This is a genomic window from Rhodococcus sp. APC 3903, assembly GCF_030407755.1.
GTDB lineage: Bacteria > Actinomycetota > Actinomycetes > Mycobacteriales > Mycobacteriaceae > Rhodococcus_F > Rhodococcus_F erythropolis.
The window spans coordinates 218,592-239,096 of record NZ_JASDCV010000001.1 but is presented as its reverse complement, the minus strand read 5'-3'; the positions used below and the strand labels follow the sequence as shown (position 1 = coordinate 239,096).

General features: G+C 62.5%; 18 protein-coding genes. 9 read left to right on the top strand and 9 right to left on the bottom strand.

Annotation, left to right across the window (positions count from 1 at the left end):
- Nucleotides 1-32 precede the first annotated feature (32 nt).
- Together QMA15_RS01165 and QMA15_RS01160 are read left to right on the top strand one after the other, a co-directional pair.
- A complete protein-coding gene (locus QMA15_RS01165; RefSeq protein ID WP_060938149.1) occupies nucleotides 33-2,111 on the top strand; it encodes a hypothetical protein in 2,079 nt (692 codons plus the stop codon).
- A gap of 74 nt (nucleotides 2,112-2,185) precedes the next feature.
- Nucleotides 2,186-2,848: a DUF3239 domain-containing protein gene (locus QMA15_RS01160; protein WP_020970500.1), complete on the top strand. Its 663-nt coding sequence runs from the start codon at nucleotides 2,186-2,188 to the stop codon at nucleotides 2,846-2,848.
- Between the two features lie 9 nt (nucleotides 2,849-2,857).
- Here the strand turns inward: QMA15_RS01160 and QMA15_RS01155 are convergent, their stop codons facing one another.
- The 6 genes from QMA15_RS01155 to QMA15_RS01130 are packed head-to-tail and all read right to left on the bottom strand — an operon-like array spanning nucleotide 2,858 to nucleotide 9,227.
- Entirely contained in the window at nucleotides 2,858-3,844 is a 987-nt protein-coding gene (locus QMA15_RS01155) for an LLM class F420-dependent oxidoreductase (RefSeq protein WP_021345292.1), read from the bottom strand.
- Nucleotides 3,845-3,857: 13 nt separating this feature from the next.
- Nucleotides 3,858-5,090, bottom strand: coding sequence for an MFS transporter (locus tag QMA15_RS01150; protein WP_021332205.1), 1,233 nt, complete (start codon nucleotides 5,088-5,090; stop codon nucleotides 3,858-3,860).
- Nucleotides 5,087-6,433, bottom strand: coding sequence for an LLM class flavin-dependent oxidoreductase (locus QMA15_RS01145; protein WP_021332204.1), 1,347 nt, complete (start codon nucleotides 6,431-6,433; stop codon nucleotides 5,087-5,089). The genes QMA15_RS01150 and QMA15_RS01145 overlap by 4 nt, the downstream gene beginning before the upstream one ends.
- A gap of 31 nt (nucleotides 6,434-6,464) precedes the next feature.
- Nucleotides 6,465-7,337 carry an ABC transporter permease gene (locus QMA15_RS01140; RefSeq protein WP_042952728.1) on the bottom strand — a complete coding sequence of 291 codons (873 nt, stop codon included), beginning with the start codon at nucleotides 7,335-7,337 and terminating at the stop codon, nucleotides 6,465-6,467.
- Nucleotides 7,330-8,151, bottom strand: coding sequence for an ABC transporter ATP-binding protein (locus tag QMA15_RS01135; protein WP_003940477.1), 822 nt, complete (start codon nucleotides 8,149-8,151; stop codon nucleotides 7,330-7,332). The genes QMA15_RS01140 and QMA15_RS01135 overlap by 8 nt, the downstream gene beginning before the upstream one ends.
- Nucleotides 8,148-9,227 (bottom strand): ABC transporter substrate-binding protein, encoded by a 1,080-nt coding sequence (locus QMA15_RS01130; protein ID WP_019744955.1) that lies wholly within the window; start codon nucleotides 9,225-9,227, stop codon nucleotides 8,148-8,150. Before QMA15_RS01130 ends, QMA15_RS01135 begins: the two co-directional genes overlap by 4 nt.
- Nucleotides 9,228-9,504: 277 nt before the next feature.
- Between QMA15_RS01130 and QMA15_RS01125 the strand changes: the two genes are divergently transcribed.
- Nucleotides 9,505-10,467 carry a sigma-70 family RNA polymerase sigma factor gene (locus tag QMA15_RS01125; RefSeq protein ID WP_290283564.1) on the top strand — a complete coding sequence of 321 codons (963 nt, stop codon included), beginning with the start codon at nucleotides 9,505-9,507 and terminating at the stop codon, nucleotides 10,465-10,467.
- On the opposite strand, the gene QMA15_RS01120 is transcribed toward QMA15_RS01125, so the two are convergent.
- Nucleotides 10,443-12,164 carry an FUSC family protein gene (locus QMA15_RS01120; protein WP_029256036.1) on the bottom strand — a complete coding sequence of 574 codons (1,722 nt, stop codon included), beginning with the start codon at nucleotides 12,162-12,164 and terminating at the stop codon, nucleotides 10,443-10,445. The genes QMA15_RS01125 and QMA15_RS01120 overlap by 25 nt on opposite strands.
- 187 nt (nucleotides 12,165-12,351) lie before the next feature.
- On the opposite strand from QMA15_RS01120, the gene QMA15_RS01115 reads away from it, so the two are divergent.
- Nucleotides 12,352-13,530, top strand: coding sequence for an acyl-CoA dehydrogenase family protein (locus QMA15_RS01115; protein WP_020908816.1), 1,179 nt, complete (start codon nucleotides 12,352-12,354; stop codon nucleotides 13,528-13,530).
- Nucleotides 13,531-13,534: 4 nt separating this feature from the next.
- Here QMA15_RS01115 and QMA15_RS01110 read toward each other — a convergent pair whose 3' ends face one another.
- Both QMA15_RS01110 and QMA15_RS01105 read right to left on the bottom strand, forming a co-directional pair.
- The gene (locus QMA15_RS01110) at nucleotides 13,535-14,161 is read right to left on the bottom strand and encodes a TetR/AcrR family transcriptional regulator (RefSeq protein WP_019744959.1); all 627 of its coding nucleotides are present in this window, start codon (nucleotides 14,159-14,161) and stop codon (nucleotides 13,535-13,537) included.
- Nucleotides 14,158-14,814, bottom strand: a complete 657-nt coding sequence (locus tag QMA15_RS01105; protein ID WP_020908817.1) for a TetR/AcrR family transcriptional regulator — start codon at nucleotides 14,812-14,814, stop codon at nucleotides 14,158-14,160. The genes QMA15_RS01110 and QMA15_RS01105 overlap by 4 nt, the downstream gene beginning before the upstream one ends.
- A 183-nt stretch (nucleotides 14,815-14,997) precedes the next feature.
- Here QMA15_RS01105 and QMA15_RS01100 point away from each other — a divergent pair, with 183 nt between their 5' ends.
- From QMA15_RS01100 to QMA15_RS01080, 5 genes are read left to right on the top strand one after another with little or no spacing between them, the layout of a single operon-like run.
- Entirely contained in the window at nucleotides 14,998-16,554 is a 1,557-nt protein-coding gene (locus QMA15_RS01100) for an NAD(P)/FAD-dependent oxidoreductase (RefSeq protein WP_279163601.1), read from the top strand.
- Nucleotides 16,554-17,486, top strand: a complete 933-nt coding sequence (locus tag QMA15_RS01095) for a metal-dependent hydrolase (protein WP_019744962.1) — start codon at nucleotides 16,554-16,556, stop codon at nucleotides 17,484-17,486. Before QMA15_RS01100 ends, QMA15_RS01095 begins: the two co-directional genes overlap by 1 nt.
- Nucleotides 17,483-18,574 carry a PDR/VanB family oxidoreductase gene (locus QMA15_RS01090; protein ID WP_019744963.1) on the top strand — a complete coding sequence of 364 codons (1,092 nt, stop codon included), beginning with the start codon at nucleotides 17,483-17,485 and terminating at the stop codon, nucleotides 18,572-18,574. The genes QMA15_RS01095 and QMA15_RS01090 overlap by 4 nt, the downstream gene beginning before the upstream one ends.
- On the top strand, nucleotides 18,571-19,071 hold the full coding sequence (locus QMA15_RS01085) for an SRPBCC family protein (RefSeq protein ID WP_269577004.1): 501 nt from the start codon (nucleotides 18,571-18,573) through the stop codon (nucleotides 19,069-19,071). Before QMA15_RS01090 ends, QMA15_RS01085 begins: the two co-directional genes overlap by 4 nt.
- Nucleotides 19,068-20,501, top strand: coding sequence for an aldehyde dehydrogenase family protein (locus tag QMA15_RS01080; RefSeq protein ID WP_070795811.1), 1,434 nt, complete (start codon nucleotides 19,068-19,070; stop codon nucleotides 20,499-20,501). The genes QMA15_RS01085 and QMA15_RS01080 overlap by 4 nt, the downstream gene beginning before the upstream one ends.
- Nucleotides 20,502-20,505: the final 4 nt, after the last annotated feature.

Below are 20,505 nucleotides of genomic sequence, written 5' to 3'. Positions count from 1 at the left end.
GTCGTGTCCATCGGCCGGGGGTCACCAGCACCATGCGCTCAGTTCCACGTCTACGGGGTCGGCTCGCCGGAACCATCTCGCTGCTGACTGCCGCCGTCGTCGTCGCCACGACCGGCGTCAGCGCCGCGGCACCGAGTCCTGCTCCTACCGCGCAGAACTCGGTGTACGCACTTGCGAACGGTTGCTTCGCGCTGCGCACCGAGTCTGGTGATTTCGTCCGTCGTGACGGGTCGGCGTACCTCACCGACGTAACGAAAGCCGCAGACGCCGAACCGTTCCGGCTACATGCGGCCCAGTTGGGTCGTTTCATGCTGTACGGCCCGGACGGGTCGATGCTCTCGCACGACGGCGCGGACTCGGTACTCGCCACTTCCGAAGCAACTCCCTCCACCGACTGGACCGTGATGTCCACCGGTGAATCGTTCGTTCTGACCGCGACCTCGAACGGCCGTCAACTGATCTCGCGCGATTTGATGCTCACGATGTCCGATCCCGGTGACGTTCCCGAATCTGCGTTCACGCTGATCCCGCGCGACGGCTGCGCCGACTTCCCCGAAGCGGAGGTGGGCGCAAACGGCGTTCCAGGAGAAATCGGACCGAACGGTGAAGTCACCGGATTCATCGACACACACGTGCACATGAACGCTTCCGAGTTCATGGGCGGAAACCTGCACTGCGGCCGACCTTTCGACCCTCAGGGCGTCACCGCAGCGCTCGTCGACTGCCCGGACCATCAACCCGACGGGATACCTGCGCTCCTCGAAAACGTTCTGTCGTACGGCAATCCCTTCGAAACTCACGACACCACCGGCTGGCCGAGTTTCGCCGACTGGCCGGCGCACGATTCACTGACACACGAGCAGACGTACTACAAGTGGGTCGAGCGCGCCTGGCGTGGTGGTCTGCGAATCTTCACCAATCTCTTTGTCGCCAACCGTGTGCTGTGTGAGCTGTATCCGAGTAAGCGAAATCCCTGTGACGAGATGGAGACCGTCCGGATCCAGGCGCAGCAGACACGCGAACTCCAGGACTACATCGACGCCCAGTACGGCGGTCCCGGCCGGGGTTGGTTCCGCATCGTGAGCTCCCCTGAACAGGCCAGGCAGGTGGCCGCCGACGGAAAGCTGGCCGTCACCCTCGGGGTGGAGGTGTCCGAACCCTTCGGTTGCTCTGTGCGCAACGGTATTCCGCAGTGCACCGAGGACGACATCGACCGCGGCCTGGACGAGTTGTACGACCTCGGTGTTCGGCAGATGATCGTCACGCACAAGTTCGACAACGCCCTCGGCGGTGCCCGTTTCGACGGCGGCGTCACCGGAGTGGCCGTCAATATCGGCAACTACCTGGGCACCGGGGAGTTCTGGCAGTCGGAACCATGCACCGGCGTTGCCGAGGACAATGTGCTGCCCACCAAGGTCGACGGCGCACAGAATCTTCTCGCGGTACTCCCACCCGGAGTGACGCTTCCGGTGTACCCCTCTGGTCCGCAATGCAATTCGCACGGCCTGACCGACCTCGGCGCATACACGATCCGAGGTTTGATGGACCGAGGGATGATCGTGGACATCGATCACATGAGCGTCAAGACCGCCGAAGCAGCCCTCGACATTCTCGAAGCAGCGAACTATTCCGGTGTTGTTTCCAGTCACAGCTGGAGCGACCCGAGCCTCTACAAGCGGATCTACGCGCTCGGCGGATTTGTCGCCCTGTACGCCGGGCAACTGGACGCATCGGACGACAAGCCCGAGGAGCGTGGGTTCATCGACCAGTGGCGCGACGCACGGGCAATGCGAAGCGAGAACTACTACTTCGGTTTCGGCTACGGCGCAGACACCAACGGCTTCGGGCCGCAAGCCGCACCGCGCGGTGACGCCGCCGAAAATCCGCTCCAATATCCGTACACCGCCTTCGACGGCACCGTCATGGACCAGCAGCGCGCCGGCACCAGGGTTTTCGACGTGAACACCGACGGTGTTGCCCAGTACGGGATGATTCCCGACTGGATCGCGGACATGCGTATTGCTGCGGGCGCCGACGGTGACACGATCATCGAGGACATGAGCCGTGGCGCCGAGGCTTACCTGCAGATGTGGGAGCGCGCGCGAAACTAGCTACGCTGGTGGACGGCTCCCGGGAGATCGGGGGCCGGTCCTAGATCGTCCGGCACCACCCGAAGGATTTTTTCGTGGCTGACTTCCAGTTCACCGTCGACAAGGCCCACGCCAAGTCGGTCAACGACACACTGGCCGACGTACGCCGCCTGCAGATTTCTGCGGTGATCTTCGCGATCGTCCTCGCCGCGGTCGGAGCCTGGCTGATCAGCATGGGTGAGGTGTGGTCCATCATCATCGGCGCGGTCCTCGCCATCGGTGCGGCCAGTTCACTGTGGGTCGCCTTGTGGGCACCTCGCAAGGTGGGAAGCGTCGAATCTCTGTATGCGGACAACCCACTGGTTCCCGCGATCGTCACCGAGGTTCACCCTCGAGCGGCGACCCTGACGGCACTGATCGACATCGCGAAGCCGGCGGCCGGAGCACCGAAGTACGCGCTCGTCAGCCGCAATGTTCGACTCAATCCGAAGTGGCGAGTCGGCGACCGCATTCCGTCGGTGGCACTGCGTTCGGATCGTTCCACCCGCAGCAAGGCTGACACGTGGCAGATGGTCAGCCCCATGCCGATCGAGTGGGGAACCAAGGACTCGGCAGTGCTGGCACGCGCGATCGCAGCTGTCAGTGCGAGCGAGTGGAACTTCCTGCAGAGCCGGATCCCCGACTCCGAAGAAGTTCGCACCCACCCCGATCGCCGGGTTCTGATCAACCCGGCCGATCTTCCTGACTCCCTGCGCTAGCCCTAACGGTTACGCAAGCGCGGGCAGCACTTCCTTCTCGAACATCTCGATTCCCGACGTGTCGTACGCGGCCTCGGGGAAGTAGAAGATTCCGTACTCGAGTCCCTGCGCCTTGAGCGCCGACAGGTTCTCGATGATCTGCTCGGGTGTACCTACGGCAGGCATTCCGCGGAACGCATCGAGCGACGCATCGGCGGCAGCTTCGCCGACCAACGGCGTCAGTCTGTCCTTCAGTGTCTCCAACCGCTGAGCCACCTCGGATTCCGTCGCGCCGATGGCCACGTTGTAGTTGGCCGAACGGACGATGGCGTCGAAATCGGTACCGACGGTGTCGCAGTGCTTCTTCAGGATCTCGGACTTGTGCGCGAAGCCGGCCGGGGTGCCGTCGAAGTTTGTGTACTGCGCGTACTTGGCCGCGATCTTGAGTGTGACCTTCTCGCCGCCACCGGCAACCCAGATGGGAATTCCGCCCTCTTGCAACGGAAGTGGACGGCACAGCGCTCCGTCGACCTGGTAGTACTTGCCGTCGAGCGTCGAGCTGCCGGTCGACCACGCCTGCTGCATGATCTGGATTCCTTCGTCGAGGCGGCCCAGACGCTCACCGGCAGAGGGGAAACCGTAGCCGTACGCGCGCCACTCCTGCTCGTACCAACCGCCGCCGATGCCCATCTCGACGCGTCCACCCGTGATCAGGTCGGTGGTCGCGGCGACCTTGGCGAGGTACGCCGGGTTTCGGTAACTCATGGCGGTACACATCTGGCCCAGTCGGATACGCGAGGTCGACGCACCGAGTGCGGCCATCAACGTCCACGCCTCGTGAGTCGCTTCTTCCGTCGGTTGGGGAACGGTGTGAAAGTGGTCGTAGACCCACACCGACTCCCACGGCCCTGCCTCCGCGCGCAGCGTGAAGTCTCGCATCACCTCCCACTGCTTCGCGGGGTCGATGCCGACCAGGTCCAGACGCCAGCCTTGAGGTACGAACAGTCCGAATCGCATGTAGCGAGCCTACCTACAGTTTCCCGACGCGCGACCGGGGTGACACCCGCGGAGAATAGACCGGAATGAAGCGGAACATCATCGCCGCGCCGGCGAACGAAGTCGCGCCCAGTGCGGCAAATGCCCACCCGAGCGGGAACACCGCGGCGAGAAGACCGATCGCGAGCGGCCCACCGAACATGCCCGTGTCGTGCGTCAATCGCCATGCAGCGAGGAACTCGGCGCGCTCTTCGGGCGGGGCGATATCAGCGCCGAGAGTCATGATCACGCCGTTGCCCAGTCCGTTGCCGATCCCCATCACGACAGCGACCACGGTCAATCCCACTGCACCCGTCGAAAACGGCAACATCAGGTACGACACACCGATCACCGTCAGCGAAGGCACCGCGACCAACCTACGGCCGTATCGGTCCATGATGTGTCCGGCCGGATACGAGCACAGCAGGTCCACGGCCGCACCGATACCGAAGATCACACTCACCTGGGCTGCATCCAACCCGAGGTGCAATGCCCACAATGGAAGAACGGCCTCACGCGAAGCGCGGGCGGCGCCCATCAGAAGGGAGCCTGTCCCGAGCGTCGACAGAGCGGCACGATGACGGCGAAGGATCTCCGGGAGGGTGACGTGCCCGTGATCGCTGTTGCCCGCCTGCACCTTTCGTGGCGGGTCGGGAACGCGGGCCATCAGCGCCCCGGCGAGCACGACGCCCACCAACTGGACGAGGAATCCTCCGCGCGCTCCCACCAGGAGAATCACGCCGGCACCGATGAGCGGTCCCAGGAAGAAACCCAACCGCCACATCGCGGCGAACGACGACATTGCTCGGGCCCGAAGACCGAGTGGCACGGTCTCGGCGAGGTAGCTCTGCCGCGCAAGGCCCCACACCGCATTCGCCAGTCCGGTCAACAGTGCGCCGATACCGAGCATCCACGGAGTCTGTGCAAGCAGACAGATCACCACTCCTGTTGCACCCAAAGAACTTCCGCCGATGATCGACCTGCGCTCACCGAAACGCGACACTATCCGGCCGGCAGGGAGGTCACCGAGTACGGCACCCAAGCCACCGAGCGCAACGATCAGGCCGGCGACGGCGACCGATGCGCCCAGGTCGCGCGCGGTGACGGCCATGATGGGGGCAGCCGCACCCTGCCCGATCCCGAAGATAGCCGCCGGCACGAAAACCGTTGTGACCAGTGGCTTGAGTCCGGCAATCGCCGGCTGTTCCTTGGGCAGTGTTTCCGTCACGCGCTCACTTCTGCCGCGTCAGCGGCCCGCGAGAACCGGTTCGCCGGACGATCGAGGCCGTAGTGGCCCCGCAGGGTCGATTCGGTGTACTCGGTTCGGAAGAGCCCACGCGCCTGCAGAATCGGCACGACCCGGTCGACGAACACCTCGAGCCCTCCGGGCAGATAGGGCGGCATGATGTTGAAGCCGTCCGCTGCGCCCTTGTCGAACCATGCGGTCAACTCGTCCGCGACCTGCTCCGGTGTCCCTGCAAATGTCCGATGCCCACGGCCACCGCCGAGTTTGCCGATCAATTCACGGACGGTGAGGTTTTCGCTCTCTGCAAGATCTTTGACGAGTTGGTATCGACTCTTGTTCCCTTGGATGCGATCGATGTCCGGCAACGGTGGCAGCGGGGCATCCAGAGAATGCTCGGTGAGATCGACACCCACCATGTTCGAGAGTTGGCGCAGCGAATACTCCGGAGAGATCAGGTCCGTGAACGACTGCTCCAGAGCCTTCGCTTCTTCTTCCGTATCCGCGATGAAGGGCACGATGCCCGGCAGTACCTTGATCTCGTCGGGACTACGCCCGTACTTGATCAGCCGCGCTTTGAGATCGTTGTAGAAATCCTGCCCCTGCTCGAGTGTTCGTTGAGCGGTGAACACGGCTTCGGCATACCTCGCCGCGAAATCCTTACCGCTCTCGGAGGAACCGGCCTGTACAAGCAGCGGACGTCCCTGTGGAGACCTCGGCGAATTGAGCGGGCCAGCCACCGTGAATCGTTGACCGTCATGGTCGATGCGATGGACACGATCAGGATCGGCGAAGATTCCGGTCTCTTCGTCCAGGACAACTGCCCCCTCTTCCCAGCTGTCCCAGAGTCCGAGCGTCACGTCGAGAAACTCCTCGGCGCGCTCGTAACGACCGCTGTGCGTCGGTACCGCATCGAGGCCGAAGTTCGCGGCCTCGTCGGCGCCGGCCGACGTCACGATGTTCCACCCGCCTCGTCCGCCACTGATGTGATCGAGGGAAGCGAACTTCCTTGCAAGAGTGTACGGATCGCTGTAACTGGTCGACGCGGTTGCAATCAACCCCACCTTCTCGGTGGCCGCAGCGATCGCCGACAGCAAGGTGACGGGTTCGAAGATCGCCTGAGTGTTGTATTTGACCCGCGGGCCGACTGCTAGACCGTCGGCGAAGAACACCGAGTCCAGCTTGCCACGCTCGGCGATTCTCCCCAGTTCCTGGAAGTGCTTGACGTCCAGAAGGTTGGCCGCATTTGTGCGTGGGTGGCGCCACGCCGCCTCATGATGGCCGACGCCCATCAGGAAGGCGTTCAGATGAAATTGTCGTTCGGACATGAGTTCGCAGAATCTTTCCGTGAAAGTGTGGTCAGGTGGTGACGCGCCAGCGCGAGAGCCGACGTTCGATCAGGACCAGAATCGCGTTGATTGTCAGACCCAACAACGAGATCGCGACGATGCCCGCATACATGTTCGGGATCTGGAAGTTGAGTTGGGAAGCGGTGATCAGATACCCGAGACCGGCTTTGGCCCCGACCATTTCGGCGGCGATCAGCACGAGAATCGACGACGCGGCGGCCATGCGGATACCCGTGAAGATCGTGGGAACCGCGGCGGGCAGAACCACCTTCTGGAACAGCCGAATCGAGGAGAACCCCAGCGAGGCAGCGGACTTGATCAGCAGGGGGTCCACTGTTCGCACACCGGAGATCGTGTTGAGCAGAATCGGGAAGGTGCAGGCGTAGATCACCAGGGCGATCTTCGATTCCTCACCGATTCCGAGAATCAGCACGAAGACGGGAAGCAGAGCCAAGGCTGCTGTGTTGCGGAACAATTCGAGAATCGGGTTGAGGAAGTCGGAGACCGGGCGGTACCAGGCGATCGCGATTCCCAACGGAATCGCGATCGCAATGGCCACGAAGAATCCGGTCAGCGCACGCGTCAGACTGGCCGAAACATGCTCTTGCAATTGTCCGTTCTCGGCGAGAGTGAAGAATGCGGACACAACTTCGGTGAAGGGCGGGAGGAAGACCTTGTCCACCAGCCCGAGCCGAGGTGCCGCTTCCCAGATCCCGAGGAAGATCGCGATCGCAATCGACGGCTTGGCAATCCGCCAGGCGGTGGAACCAATGTAGCGCGCCGCCTTGCCGCCGGCCTGGCTCCGCTGCGCAATATCAGGTGTTTTGTCGGGCAACGGTTTCGGGTCGACGACCACCTCCGGCGTCGCCAATGCGCTAGACATGTGCAACCTCCTTGGCAGGATCGAGTTCGCCGGCCCGAGCGCGCTCGACTTCACCGTGCAGCAGCGTCCAGATCCGGTGCCGGAACACACGGAACTCCTCACCTGATCGCACGTCGTCGCCGGACCGGTCGATGTCGATGTCGACGATCGTCTTGACGCGCCCCGGGCGCGAAGTCAGTACTGCAACACGTTGCCCGAGGTAGATGGCCTCGTCGATTCCGTGGGTGATGAACAGGATGGTCTTGCCGGTGGCCTTCCAGATGCGCAGAAGCTCGTCCTGCAGCGACTCTCGCGTCTGTGCGTCCAGCGCAGCAAATGGTTCGTCCATCAGCAACACTTCGGGATCGAAGGCCAAGCTGCGGGCGATCGCGACTCGCTGCTTCATTCCACCGGACAACTCGTGCGGATAGCGATCCGCGAAACCTTGCAGACCGACCAGTTCGAGGTAATGCTCGGCGAGTTCGCGTCGCTCGCTCTTCTTCACGCCCTTCGCCTCGAGTCCGAACTCGATATTGTGACGTGCAGTTCGCCATGGAAGTAGCGCGTATTGCTGGAAGACGATTCCCCGATCCAAGCCTGGGCCCGTGATCTGCTTGCCGTCCAGAAGGATTCGACCGGACGTGGGTGAACTGAGTCCTCCGAGGAGGTCCAGCAGAGTCGACTTGCCGCAACCACTCGGCCCGACGAGGACCAGGAACTCCCCCGGCGCCACGTCGATGTTGATGTCCTCGACCGCGGTGAAAACTTCGTCGGTCCCACGAATGTCGAACTGTTTGGTGACGTGCTCGAGCCGTAGTTTCGGTTCTGTGCTCATTTTGCTGCCTCCAGTGCCTGTCCGTCAGCGCCGCTGTCGGGTGAATACGTTCCGTTGGCGTACGGGTTGAATTCGTTGGTGTAGATGTCCGACGGCTTCAACTTTCCTTCTTCGAGTTCACCGTTACGGGTGAGCCAGTCGATCCACGTGCTGATCTCGGTATCGGTGATGGTTCCGCCGGGACCGGCAACTCCTGGGCTCTTCCAGTAGCTGATGAGCTTGGTGTCCTCGTTGCGTCCGCGGCTGTTGATGATCGACGTCAGCTTCGCGATCACTTCTTCTCGTGGGTGCGTCTGGGTCCAGCGAATGGCCCGTGCTGTTCCCTGTACGAAATCGGCGACCGCCTCCTTGTTCTGCGCGATGTAGTCGTCACGGAACACCAACGTGCCGTAGGTGAACGAGCCGAACAGCGATTCGTCGGTGAACAGCTCGCGAAGACCACCGCGTTCGAGCGCTGAGTCACGGAAGACCGAGCCGAGGGTGGCGACATCGATCTGTCCCTGCCGCAGCGCCTGTTCCGTGTTGACCGGCGGAACGACGATCAATTCAACCTGCTTGATCTCGTCAGGCGTAAGTCCCTGCCGCGCAAGCCATTCACGGACGACGAACTCGTGGTGCGCACCAAGGGTGTTCATCCCGACCTTCTTGCCGATCAAGTCCTTCGCCGACTTGATCGGACTGTCGTCGAGTACGTAGTACCCGTTGAAGCTCTCCTTGTCGGAGCCGTAGTACCCGATGACCGAGGTGATCGGTGAACCCGCGGAAGCCAACTTCACCACCGCACCGTTGAACGCTCCGCCGAACTCGGTTTGACCAGTCGCTGCGTTCTGAATGCTCTGAGGGCCGCTGGTCGTATCGCCGATCCAGTTGAGCTCCACGTCGTTGAAGTAACCGAGGTCAGCGGCCAGTTCGGGGTAGATGACCTGTCCGGTGCTGCCCTCGTACCGCAGGACGGTCTTGCCGTCGGCGGTCTTGACGACTTCGTCGGAGGAGCCCGAGCAGGCAACGGCAAGGCTGGACAGAGTGACAAAGGCGACGGCCGCGGCTACCGAGCGCGCGAAACGAGGGCGAATCATGAAGTTGCTTCCTGTAGAAGATGATTGGTTCAGTTCTCGGCTACACCTGTCCGGAGCGCCGTATGCGGCGCTCGGCACAGGCAGGTGTGGGGAATGTCAGTTCAACGACAACAGTTGAGCGACATGAGCGGGAAAGACCGAAACACGTGAGACTCCAATGAATGTGAAGACAGAATCGAGCCGTTAGCAGTGCCGAAACCATACGTCGGCACCCACTACCTGGGTCAACGGTTACATTCATGCCGGATTTAATGTGTGAGGTCCGTATCATGAGGGCATGCTTTCGCCGACGACTGCGCAGGACTTCGAGCAACACCGTGGCCACCTGACGTCGGTGGCCGACCGTCTCACCGGAAGTTTCAGCGACGCTCAGGATGCGGTGCAGGAGGCATGGATACGCTTGCAAGTCGCACAATCGAGACAAGGAAGCGACCTCGAGATCCGGGAGCTGCGCGGATGGCTCACCACTGTTGTCGGTCGGATCTGCCTCGATCATCTCAAATCGGCCGCAGTCAGAAGAGAAAGCTATGTCGGACAGTGGCTTCCGGAGCCGATCGTCACGCCCGTCGACGCCACCGCGGGCACACCCTCAGCGACACCCGATCCGCTGGAGTACGTCGTGACGCAGGAACAGAATCGTTTTGCGGCCCTCGTCGTCCTGGACACCCTTACTCCCGCTCAGCGCGTTGCCTTCGTCCTGCATGACGGCTTCGACGTGCCCTTCGCCGAGGTTGCGCGCATCCTCGACATCGAAGTAGCCACTGCCCGTCAGTTGGCCTCGCGGGCCCGTAAAGCCGCAGCGTCGGCGCCGGTCCCGGTCAGTAGCGAGGAGCATGCTGCCGCCGTCGAGCGATTGGTGACGGCTATCGCGAGTGGAGATCTGAACGCCGTGATCGATGCACTCGATCCCGATGCCGTCCTGATCGGTGACGCAGGCGGAACGACCCGCACGGCTGTCAACATTGTGCGCGGCAGCGATCGTGTAGCGCGGTTCTACCTGGGATTGGCCCGCAAGTACGGACCGGCAGCGGTGTTCTCGATGTCACCGGTTCTCGTCAACGGACGGCTCGGCGGTGTATTCGCCGGCTCACCAGGGGATGACCAGTACCCGCAGTTCGCCGCTCGCGTTGCCGGCTTCACGGTCCGCGACGGAGTTGTGAGCGCAGCCTACGATATTGCGAATCCAGCCAAGTTCAGCGCTGTGCCGATGCTCGATCACACCGAACCCGAACGCAAGTAACGAGACTCCCATTCCTCGAGGTGTGATCTGGACACCTGCGTTCCGAACCACAGTCGGTGCAGTACATCCGATCCCAGATGATGCAATTCGGTGTGCGTCCTCCACTGCTGCGACGCCCACTCGGGTTCGTTGTGGGCGGCGTCGATCCCGGCCATCGCGCTACCTCGCAGTTCGAAGTCCAGGTCCCGTCGAAGCTCCGAAAGCTCCGACCAATTCGCCTGTGGTGCATAGTGCCTCGCGCGGATTTCGGTCAGCAGCTTGAACAGGACGCTACTCGCCCGTTCGTCGACCCAGATCAGAGTGCGTCGATGCGCACCGCGCCCCACCGTCCACAGGACCACCAACGCCACGACGACGCCGATTGCAGTCTCGAGCATGCGGCTGAGGATCAGATGTTGGACGGTCCCGTGCGCACCACCGGCCGCGCCGAGGAGAATCGCGAGGGCGGTGATGAAGATGACGGCTATCCCGTAATTCCGCACCAGGAACAGCTCGATCCCGGCCATCAGGACTGCAAGTACCGCCACCAACCACAGACCGGTCGGACTCCAGGCGTAGATGGCACCCAACAGAATCAACCCGAGGACGGTTCCGCCGATGCGGTGAATTCCGCGATAGGTGCCCAGTATTCGATCCGGTCCTTGATGAAGGACCATCGCCGCGGCGATCACCGCCCAGTCTGGGCGATCGATGCCGAGCAGGACGGTGAGGGTTCCCGCGGCCATGCAGGCAATGGACAGCCGAAGTGCCGTGACCGACGCTCGGCTGGACGGATTGCAGGCGCGGAGGAACCGATATCGGATCGTCGGATCGGGCAGAGGCGGGTGAGCCCCGACCTCGTCGACGTCGAACGCGGGGTCCGCCATGAGCTCCGGATCGTGGTCGTCGGAGATCGCTCTGGCCATCGAGATCTGCGCTCGTTCGAGTTCACGGGTCAACGGATGGTCTTTCCCGACGATTGCGCCGCGGTAAAGGCACTGCCACGCGTCGTGCAGCCGAAGTGCTGCAGCGTGGCGTTTGTCTCGCGTGAGTTCGGGTGGGGCGTACGCCGCCTGAGCGTCCGTGTACTCCGCAACGGCCGATACGGCTGCCTGTACAGCGCTGCGTTCGACAGCTCTCGGTGCCCACAGGATTCCCGTCATCGAGACGACCACCGCGCTGATCCCACCGATTGCCGTCCACATCGCGACCTCGACCGGCGGCTGGCCGGGAGTGGCGATCACGGAGCTGATCTCGGTGGTGAGCAACAGAAAGAACGCGCCCGGTGGACCCAATCGAAGCGCGTCGACGGTGAAGGCGCAGGTCGACACCACGACGGCCATGATCAGCACGACAAAGACGAGCAGCACCGTCGGCGCTCCCTCGGCGATGGCTCGGTGGACGGGCTCACCCACTGATGCCCCGATGAAGGACAGGATCGTCAGCGCCGTCGCGGCGATACCGACTGCCTTCCACCTGCTCCGGTACGGACGACCCTCACCGTAGATCGATGCAAATGCGCCGAGGCCGACCAGGAGCGACGCAGACCCGAATCCGAGCAGTGTGGCGATGGCCGCCGGAATCGCCAGGGCGAGGGCGACGCGAACTGCTCCGGGGTACCGGTTTCCCACCGGTGGCAATCCGAACAGGACGCTGCGCGCCGGCCGCGGAGCCGGGAGGTTGGACTCGTGACCCGCTGATGTTTCTTCGGGGTCCACTGCCCATCCTTCGCGCCGGCCTGTTCGTGTCTGTGTCGTCCCATTCTTGCGGGCGGCCGACGTGGAATTCGAGGCGGGTCCGGAGGTCGATTCGACCACCCCGTTATTGACACTCTGTCAACAGTGTGGATGATAGGTGGAGTCGGATCCGCTCGCGGGTCGCACTTCATCGATCGGGAGAATCACGATGACGCAAGGATCTACCGCAACCCGAACCACCGAACGCCGGTCCCCGTGGATGGACGACGAATTGGAGGCCGTGGCCGACCTGGCAAGGAACTTCTTCGCCAAACACGTCACACCGCATCAGAAACGCTTCGCGTCCCAGGGTTTTCCCGACAAATCCGCATATCGGGAACTCGGGACGCTCGGGCTCGCCGGCATGTCGATCCCCACCGAGTACGGCGGCGGAGGAGGAACGTTTGCGCACGACGCCGTGCTGTTCCACGAGCAGGTCATGGCGGGTGATCATTCACTCCAACTCGGCGTGCACTCGGGAATCGTGCCGCACTACCTCAATGCCTACGCCGATCACGAGCACAAACTGCGCTGGCTACCGAAGCTGGTGAGTGGCGAGTGGGTGGGCGCAATCGCCATGACCGAGCCCGGCACCGGATCCGACTTGCAGAACATCACCACCCGCGCCGTCCGCGACGGTGACGACTACCTGATCAGCGGCGCAAAGACATTCATCTCCAACGGTCGCAATTGTGATCTGGTGATCATTGCCGCCAAGACCGATCCCGGCCTCGGAGCGCGTGGAGTGTCGCTCATCGTGGCCGAGGTCGATGACAACACACCGGGTTTCGAGCGCGGGCGAATACTCGAGAAGGTCGGACAGAAGGGCCAGGACACCACCGAGCTGTTCTTCGACCGCTTGCGGGTGCCTGCAACAAACCTGCTCGGGGACCGCGAAGGCACAGGGTTTGCCCAGCTGATGCAGCAGCTACTGCCCGAACGATTGATCTGCGGAGTTGCAGCCACTGCGGCAATGGAGCGTGCCGTCGCCCTCACCGTCGAGTACACCAAATCCCGAAACATGTTCGGGCAAACGCTCTTCGACCTGCAGAACACCCGCTTCGAACTTGCCGAGTGTGCGTCCATCGCTCGTATCTCACGAACGTTCATCGACGACTGCATCGTCAAATACCTTGCCGGGCAACTCGATGCGACTACCGCCGCGATGGCCAAGTACTGGCTCACCGATCAGCAGTGCGCCGTGATCGACCGCTGCGTGCAACTACACGGCGGGTACGGCTACATACTCGAATATCCCATCGCTCAGATGTACGCCGACGCTCGTATTCAGCGAATCTACGCCGGATCGAACGAAGTCATGAAAGACCTCGTGGCGAGATCACTCTGAGCAATCAGGAATCCGCCTCGCACGCCGGCAGAACGTCACGCACGATGGCGAGCAAACTGTGTACCAGCAGAAGGTGCACCTGTTCGCGGTCGAGCGCTCCCGTCACCAACCACTGCTTACTGGCGGCCTTGGCCAATCCTCCGTACGCCACGATCATCGAATGAACAGCAGCCTCGCTGCCTTCACTCGGTCGAATCTCGAGCGCATCCATCATGCGTCGCGCAGCAACGTCGTCAGCGTCCTGCAGGATCCGGTCCATCTCGGGGTCACGGCGGAGGTCGTCGGACATGACAGTCGAGATCCACATGTCGCGATGACGCCAGGCGACGTCGAGCCACCGATCGATCACGGCGCCGATCCGCTTCTCCTGGCTCGCCGATCGCGGAATGCGGTCCACCGCCACTTCGGGAATGAAGACGAATCGCCGCACGACGTCGAGGTACAACTCCCGCTTGGAGCCGAAGTAATGATTGAGCAGCGGACGACCGACCCCGGCCGCCTTGGCCAACTCGGTCATCGAGACGTCGGCAAAAGACTTCTCCTCGAAAACCTTTGCCGCGCTGACAATGATCTGCTCACGCCGGTCTTCAGGACCGAGACGCTTTCCGCCTGTGGCCGACGCGGACGTCATTCTTTTCTCGCGGGCGTGCTGTTGACCGTCGCCTGCGCTTCGACCATGAGCGAAATGTGTTCCACCAAACGCTTTCGAGAGATCTTGGAGGACGGGGTGTGCGCCTGATAGATGAACGCGAGGGCACCGAACAGCCCCACCGAATTGAGTTCGGAGTTCGCGGAGTCGGTTGCCTCGCCGCCGTACATCAGCTCGAGCGACGCGGAGATCGGATTGGTGAACTCCGCCATCAATTCTCGCCCTCGATCCCACAGCGCAGGTTCCGCCTGGGATTCGACGAACATGATGCGTCCACGGCGCGGATCCTTGAATACGTAGGTGGTGAAGGCCTTCACCACGTGACGGATCAGGGCCGACGGTTCGGAAGGCGCCGCCTCGAGAGCGTCCAGAATAGTGTCGCGTGCCCCGAGAACGACCTCGTCGAGCACGGCGACCAGCAGTTCGTCACGATTGGCGAAGCTCTCGTAGAAGTACCGTTCGGTCAGCGCAGCCTCGCGGCAGGTCGCACGCATGGTCGCGGCGGCCGCACCCTCGGTGCCCATGATCTGCAACCCGGCTTCGATCAGCTGTGCCCGGCGCGCGGCGCGGCGATCTTCTGGTTCCTGCCCACGCCACCTGCGCGGGCCGGTGCGCCGAGCCTCGGTATCCGTCATGTCCCCATGTTCTCACTGACCGGCAGTGCTCTCGACCTCAGGTTATCGCGGCGACCTCGGCAAGCGAACTGACATCGCACGATGTCAATCAATTCAATTCTGACATCAATCGCTGTTGACATCACTTGATGTCAGACTTACTCTTCGTTCAGTTGTTCACGCACCAATCAGGAGGCGTCACACATGGTCGACATCGACCCAACCTCGGGGCCATCGGCCGGTGACGAGGAAACTCGAACTCGCCGAACACGAGTCGTCGTCATCGGAGCCGGTTTCGGCGGCATCGGAACGGCTGTCCGCTTGAAGCAGTCCGGGATCGACGACTTCGTCGTTCTGGAACGTGCCGCGGAGCCCGGGGGGACCTGGCAGGTCAATACCTACCCCGGTGCACAGTGCGACATCCCGTCGATTCTGTACTCGTTCTCGTTTGCGCCCAATCCGAACTGGACGCGGCTGTATCCGCTACAGCCCGAGATCTACGACTATCTCCGGGATTGCGTCCATCGCTTCGGACTGGCCGGTCATTTCCACTGCAACCAGGACGTGACAGAAGCTTCGTGGGACGAGCAAGCCCAGATCTGGCGGGTACACACTGCGGAAACCGTCTGGGAGGCACAGTTCCTGGTCGCGGCCACCGGCCCGTTCAGTGCCCCCGCCACACCCGACCTTCCCGGGCTCGAATCGTTTCGTGGTCAGATGTTCCACACCGCGGACTGGAACCACGACCACGACCTTCGCGGTGAGCGGATAGCCGTGGTCGGCACCGGCGCCTCTGCGGTGCAGATCATCCCCAGACTGCAACCGCTCGCGGACACGTTGACCGTGTTCCAGCGGACACCGACGTGGATCCTGCCGCATCCGGATCAGCCGATGACCGGCTGGCCAAGCGCTCTCTTCGAGCGGGTGCCGCTCACCCAACGACTGGCACGCAAGGGACTCGACCTGCTTCAAGAAGCCCTGGTACCCGGATTCGTGTACAAGCCGTCACTGCTCAAAGGGCTGGCCGCACTCGGCCGAGCACACCTTCGCCGGCAGGTGCGGGACCCGGATCTTCGCGCAAAGCTGCTCCCCCACTACGCATTCGGATGCAAGCGTCCGACGTTCTCGAACACCTACTATCCCGCGCTGGCGTCACCCAATGTGGAGGTGGTGACGGACGGAATCGTCGAGGTGCAGGAGCGCGGAGTTCTCACCGCGGATGGCGCCTTCCGGGAAGTCGACACCATAGTCATGGGAACCGGCTTTCGGATGGGAGACAACCCGTCTTTCGACATCATCCGAGGCCAGGACGGCCGCAGCCTCGCGCAGACGTGGAACGGCAGTGCCGAGGCCTTCCTCGGCACCACTATCAGCGGTTTTCCGAACTTCTTCATGATCCTCGGCCCCAATTCCGTGGTCTACACCTCGCAGGTCGTCACGATCGAAGCCCAGGTCGAGTACATCGTGAGCTGCATTCTTCAAATGGACGAGCGCGGCATCGGCAGCATCGACGTCCGCGCAGACGTGCAACGCGAGTTCGTACGCGCGACAGACCGCCGACTCGCCACCAGCGTGTGGAACGCCGGCGGGTGCAGTAGTTACTACCTCGTCGACGGCGGCCGCAACTACACCTTCTATCCCGGATTCAACCGATCATTCCGCGCCAGGACCAAACGAGCCGACCTCGCTCACTACGCGCAGGTACAACCCGTCTCGTCCGCAGCACTCACCGCTGCTCGAGAAACCGTGAGGAGCCGATAATGCTCGGCATCAACGCCTTCCGAGGCACACCCGTCGTCGCACCGTCCGGCGCTCGCCGCTACACAGACGAAGCACATGCGATCGCCGCGCGGGACGTCGAATTCGACTGGGACGGCGTACCACTGCATTACGTGCCGAACGAACCGATGGTCACCCACGTCATCAACTTCATGCATCTCGTGTTGCCCGAGGGAGAGCGGGCCATGTCAGCAACGCTCGCCGAAGCACTCCCGCTCATCGAGGACACCCGCCTGCACGAAGAGGTGGTGGGATTCGTCGGCCAGGAAGCAACACACGCGTCGTCGCACAAAGGTGCACGCGAACACCTTGCGGACCTCGGCATGGACATGAAACCGATGTCACGCCGGATGGACTGGCTCGTGGACAAGATATTGGGCGACAAAGGATTGACCGGAAAAGCCAAGCACGCCTGGCTCTGTGAACGTCTCGGCTTGTTTGCCGCCATGGAGCACTACACGGCAGTGGTCGGGGAATGGCTGCTCACCGATCCCGCCCTCGAAGATGCCGGCATGCACCCGATGATGCTCGACATGGTCAAGTGGCACGGCGCCGAGGAAGTCGAACACCGCAACGTAGCCTTCGACGCCTACATGTACGTGGACGGCAGCTACGCCAGACGTGTTCGCACGGCGCTGCTGGCCAGCTTCACGTTGTTCGTGCTGTTCATCGCCTCGATGAACTACCTGTTCCGACAGGACCCGTCCACGACGAAGGGCCGACTGTGGCCTCTCCAACTGATAAGCGCCACCCGTCGTGGCCTGGTACCCAACATGAAATTCCTGATCACCGAGATTCCTCCGTATCTGCGGCCGAGCTTCCATCCTTCCCAGATCGGGGACATGGACGTCGCCATGCGTTACCTCGCTCGCTCGCCTGCTGCCAATCGTTCTTCCGAAGCGAGCGCAGGATGAACAAGACGACTGCCGACAGTTCCCACGACGCACCCGACTTCACACCGACCCGGTCGTTGAGGTTTGCCGCGCAAGCCACCGGCGCATACCGCCGAATCTTTGCAGCAAGTCCAGCAGCGCACATACTTTCGCGCCCCAGCCCGGTCCGCTACAGCGGGTTCGACATGACTCTGGACGTGAAGTCCGTCCGGTCAGAGTGCGACGACGTCCTGAGTGTCACCTTGACCCCGAGGGAAGGAATCACCCTTCCGTCGTGGATTCCCGGCGCCCACCTCGACATCTTTCTCCCCTCGGGAAGGCAACGACAGTATTCGCTGTGCGGCGACCCCGACGACTTGTCCTCGTATCGGATCGCCGTCCGGAGGATCGACGAGGGTGGGGGCGGCTCGCGCGAGATACACGAGTCGCTGAAACCCGGCATGGTTGTGGACGTCCGAGGGCCACGCAATGCATTTCCGTTTGTCGCTGCTCCGTCGTACCTCTTCGTTGCGGGCGGAATCGGGATCACTCCGCTCCTTCCCATGGTGCAACGTTGTCACCGCCGCGGAATCCCGTGGCGTTTGGATTATCTCGGACGAACTCGGACGGCCATGCCATTTCTCGACGAGATCGAGGAATACTCCAGCGGCCGGGTAACCATCCGACCGGACGACGAGTTGGGCCCGACGGATATCGAAACACTGGTCGCTGCTGCGGATCCCGGTGCCGCGGTGTACACGTGCGGACCGGCGCCGCTGATGAACATGGTGCGCGCGGCGACCTTCGCCGGCAATCCGACCGGATCGGTGCACAGCGAGAGGTTCTCCCCACTCCCGGTAGTCGACGGCAAGGAGTTCACGGTGCATCTGGCGCGCACCGGTCTCACCGTCGATGTGGGCGAGTCCGAAAGTGCTTTGGCTGCGATACGACGTGCACTTCCCGGAGTCGCGTATTCCTGCCAACAGGGCTTCTGCGGTACGTGCAAGGTTCGGGTGCTCTCGGGGAGCGTCGATCATCGAGACACCTTGCTCACCGAATCCGAACGTACAGATTCGATGTTGACCTGTCGATCACGTTCCACCGGTGCTTCTTTGGTGGTGGACCTGTGAGGGGAAAATTCTCTCTTGCGGCAGCCGACGCAGACTTCGTCCGATCCGCGCCGCTGGTGATCACTCACCGGATCGAATCCGAAGCGACGTGCGAAAGCTTGTGGCAGACGTTGACCGCGGACGGAGCGCTCACGTCGTGGGCGCGCGGGATCACCGGAGCCGACTGGACCTCGGCCAGACCATTCGGCATCGGGACTACCCGAACCGTGCGCGCCGGCGCTTTTGCTGCACTGAACGAGAGATTCTTCCGCTGGGACGAGGGGAACCGAATGACGTTCTACGTGGAGTCGGCGTCACTGCCGGGGTTCAAACGCTTCGCCGAAGATCTGGTGCTGGAACCGACTTCGACTGGCAGCCGCCTCACCTGGACGTTCGCTGTCCAAGCGCAGCCGTGGTTCGCCCCGATTCTGTCTCTGTCCCGACCGATCCTCGAACGCGTCACTCGCAGCTGGGCCGACGGCGCCGTCCACCACACACTTCAAGGAACTCCACGATGACGGCGACCGAGATCGACACGACTACACAGGCGTCCGACGACACGGTGACACAGGCAGTGCGCGACGCCCGAACTGCTTCCGAATGGTGGGCAGAACTGACATTCGAGCAACGCGCTCGTCGACTGGATCGGTGGCGTGGAATCATCGCTCGTCGAGCATCCGAACTCGCCGACGTCGTGCACCGGGACATGGGCAAGCCGCACCCTGACGCGATGCTCGAAATCGCCATGGCACTCGAACATCTCGCGTGGGCGTCGAAGAATGCCCGAAAGGTATTGGGCAGGCGCAGCGTCCGCTCCAGTTTGTTGACGGTCAATCAGGCCGCCTCGGTGGAGTATCGACCTCTCGGGGTGATCGGTGTGATCGGTCCGTGGAACTATCCGGTCTTCACCCCGCTCGGTTCGCTCTCGTTCTCGCTGGCTGCAGGCAATGCCGTGGTCTACAAGCCGAGTGAGTTCGCCCCGGCAGTCGGGCAATGGTTGGTCCGAGCGTTTGCCGAGGTCGTCCCTGAACATCCTGTGCTGCAAGTTGTCACAGGCGACGGTTCGGTCGGCGCGGCACTGTGCCTGGCCGGTGTCGACAAGATCGGGTTCACCGGATCGACCGCGACGGGCAAGAAAGTCATGGCAGCGTGCGCCGGGACCCTCACACCGGTGTTGATGGAATGTGGCGGTAAGGACGCGCTCATCCTTGATGCCGACGGAAATGTTGGTGCCGCCGCGGATGCTGCGGTGTGGGGCGCATTGTCCAACTCCGGTCAAACCTGTCTGGGCGTCGAGCGTGTATACGTGCACGAACAGGTCTACGACGAGTTTATCGACAAGACAATCACTTTGGCTGCCCGAGTTCATGCGGGCCCGGGGGCCGAAGACAAGATCGGTCCGATCACCATGCCCGCGCAAGTGGCTGTAATCCGGCGCCACATCGACGACGCGATGTCGCGGGGTGGACGTGTCGTTCTCGGAGGGCTCGGCTCGATCTCCGGCCAGTACGTGCAACCGACCATCATGGTCGACGTCCCCGAAGACAGCCTCGCCGTCACGGAGGAAACTTTCGGCCCGACGATGACGATCACCAAGGTCGCCTCGATGGACGAGGCGGTGGAGTTGGCCAATGCGTCGCCATATGCATTGGGAGCAAGCGTGTTCGGCAAGCATGGAGTGGCTGTTGCCGATCGGCTCCGATCCGGAGGAGCGTCGGTGAACTCTTACGTGATGTATGCCGCGGTTCCCAACCTGCCACTGGGTGGGGTCGGAGCATCTGGTTTCGGACGCGTTCACGGCCCAGATGGTCTGAAGGAGTTCACCTATGCCCGGTCGATGACCAGGCAACGATTCCGTTCGCCCCTACCACTGACGACGTTTCGACGGACCGCCCGAATCGACTGGCTGGTCAAGGTTCTCATCCGCGCTCTACACGGAAGGCACTGAAGCA

What these genes read in the sequence shown, in the direction of transcription:
- QMA15_RS01090 (WP_019744963.1), top strand. Translation starts at nt 17,483, where the DNA reads ATGAACAAGACGACTGCCGACAGTTCCCACGACGCACCCGACTTCACA.
- QMA15_RS01100 (WP_279163601.1), top strand. Translation starts at nt 14,998, where the DNA reads ATGGTCGACATCGACCCAACCTCGGGGCCATCGGCCGGTGACGAGGAA.
- QMA15_RS01165 (WP_060938149.1), top strand. Translation starts at nt 33, where the DNA reads ATGCGCTCAGTTCCACGTCTACGGGGTCGGCTCGCCGGAACCATCTCG.
- QMA15_RS01095 (WP_019744962.1), top strand. Translation starts at nt 16,554, where the DNA reads ATGCTCGGCATCAACGCCTTCCGAGGCACACCCGTCGTCGCACCGTCC.
- QMA15_RS01130 (WP_019744955.1), bottom strand. Translation starts at nt 9,227, where the DNA reads ATGATTCGCCCTCGTTTCGCGCGCTCGGTAGCCGCGGCCGTCGCCTTT.
- QMA15_RS01140 (WP_042952728.1), bottom strand. Translation starts at nt 7,337, where the DNA reads ATGTCTAGCGCATTGGCGACGCCGGAGGTGGTCGTCGACCCGAAACCG.
- QMA15_RS01145 (WP_021332204.1), bottom strand. Translation starts at nt 6,433, where the DNA reads ATGTCCGAACGACAATTTCATCTGAACGCCTTCCTGATGGGCGTCGGC.
- QMA15_RS01115 (WP_020908816.1), top strand. Translation starts at nt 12,352, where the DNA reads ATGACGCAAGGATCTACCGCAACCCGAACCACCGAACGCCGGTCCCCG.
- QMA15_RS01105 (WP_020908817.1), bottom strand. Translation starts at nt 14,814, where the DNA reads ATGACGGATACCGAGGCTCGGCGCACCGGCCCGCGCAGGTGGCGTGGG.
- QMA15_RS01125 (WP_290283564.1), top strand. Translation starts at nt 9,505, where the DNA reads ATGCTTTCGCCGACGACTGCGCAGGACTTCGAGCAACACCGTGGCCAC.
- QMA15_RS01155 (WP_021345292.1), bottom strand. Translation starts at nt 3,844, where the DNA reads ATGCGATTCGGACTGTTCGTACCTCAAGGCTGGCGTCTGGACCTGGTC.
- QMA15_RS01110 (WP_019744959.1), bottom strand. Translation starts at nt 14,161, where the DNA reads ATGACGTCCGCGTCGGCCACAGGCGGAAAGCGTCTCGGTCCTGAAGAC.
- QMA15_RS01135 (WP_003940477.1), bottom strand. Translation starts at nt 8,151, where the DNA reads ATGAGCACAGAACCGAAACTACGGCTCGAGCACGTCACCAAACAGTTC.
- QMA15_RS01080 (WP_070795811.1), top strand. Translation starts at nt 19,068, where the DNA reads ATGACGGCGACCGAGATCGACACGACTACACAGGCGTCCGACGACACG.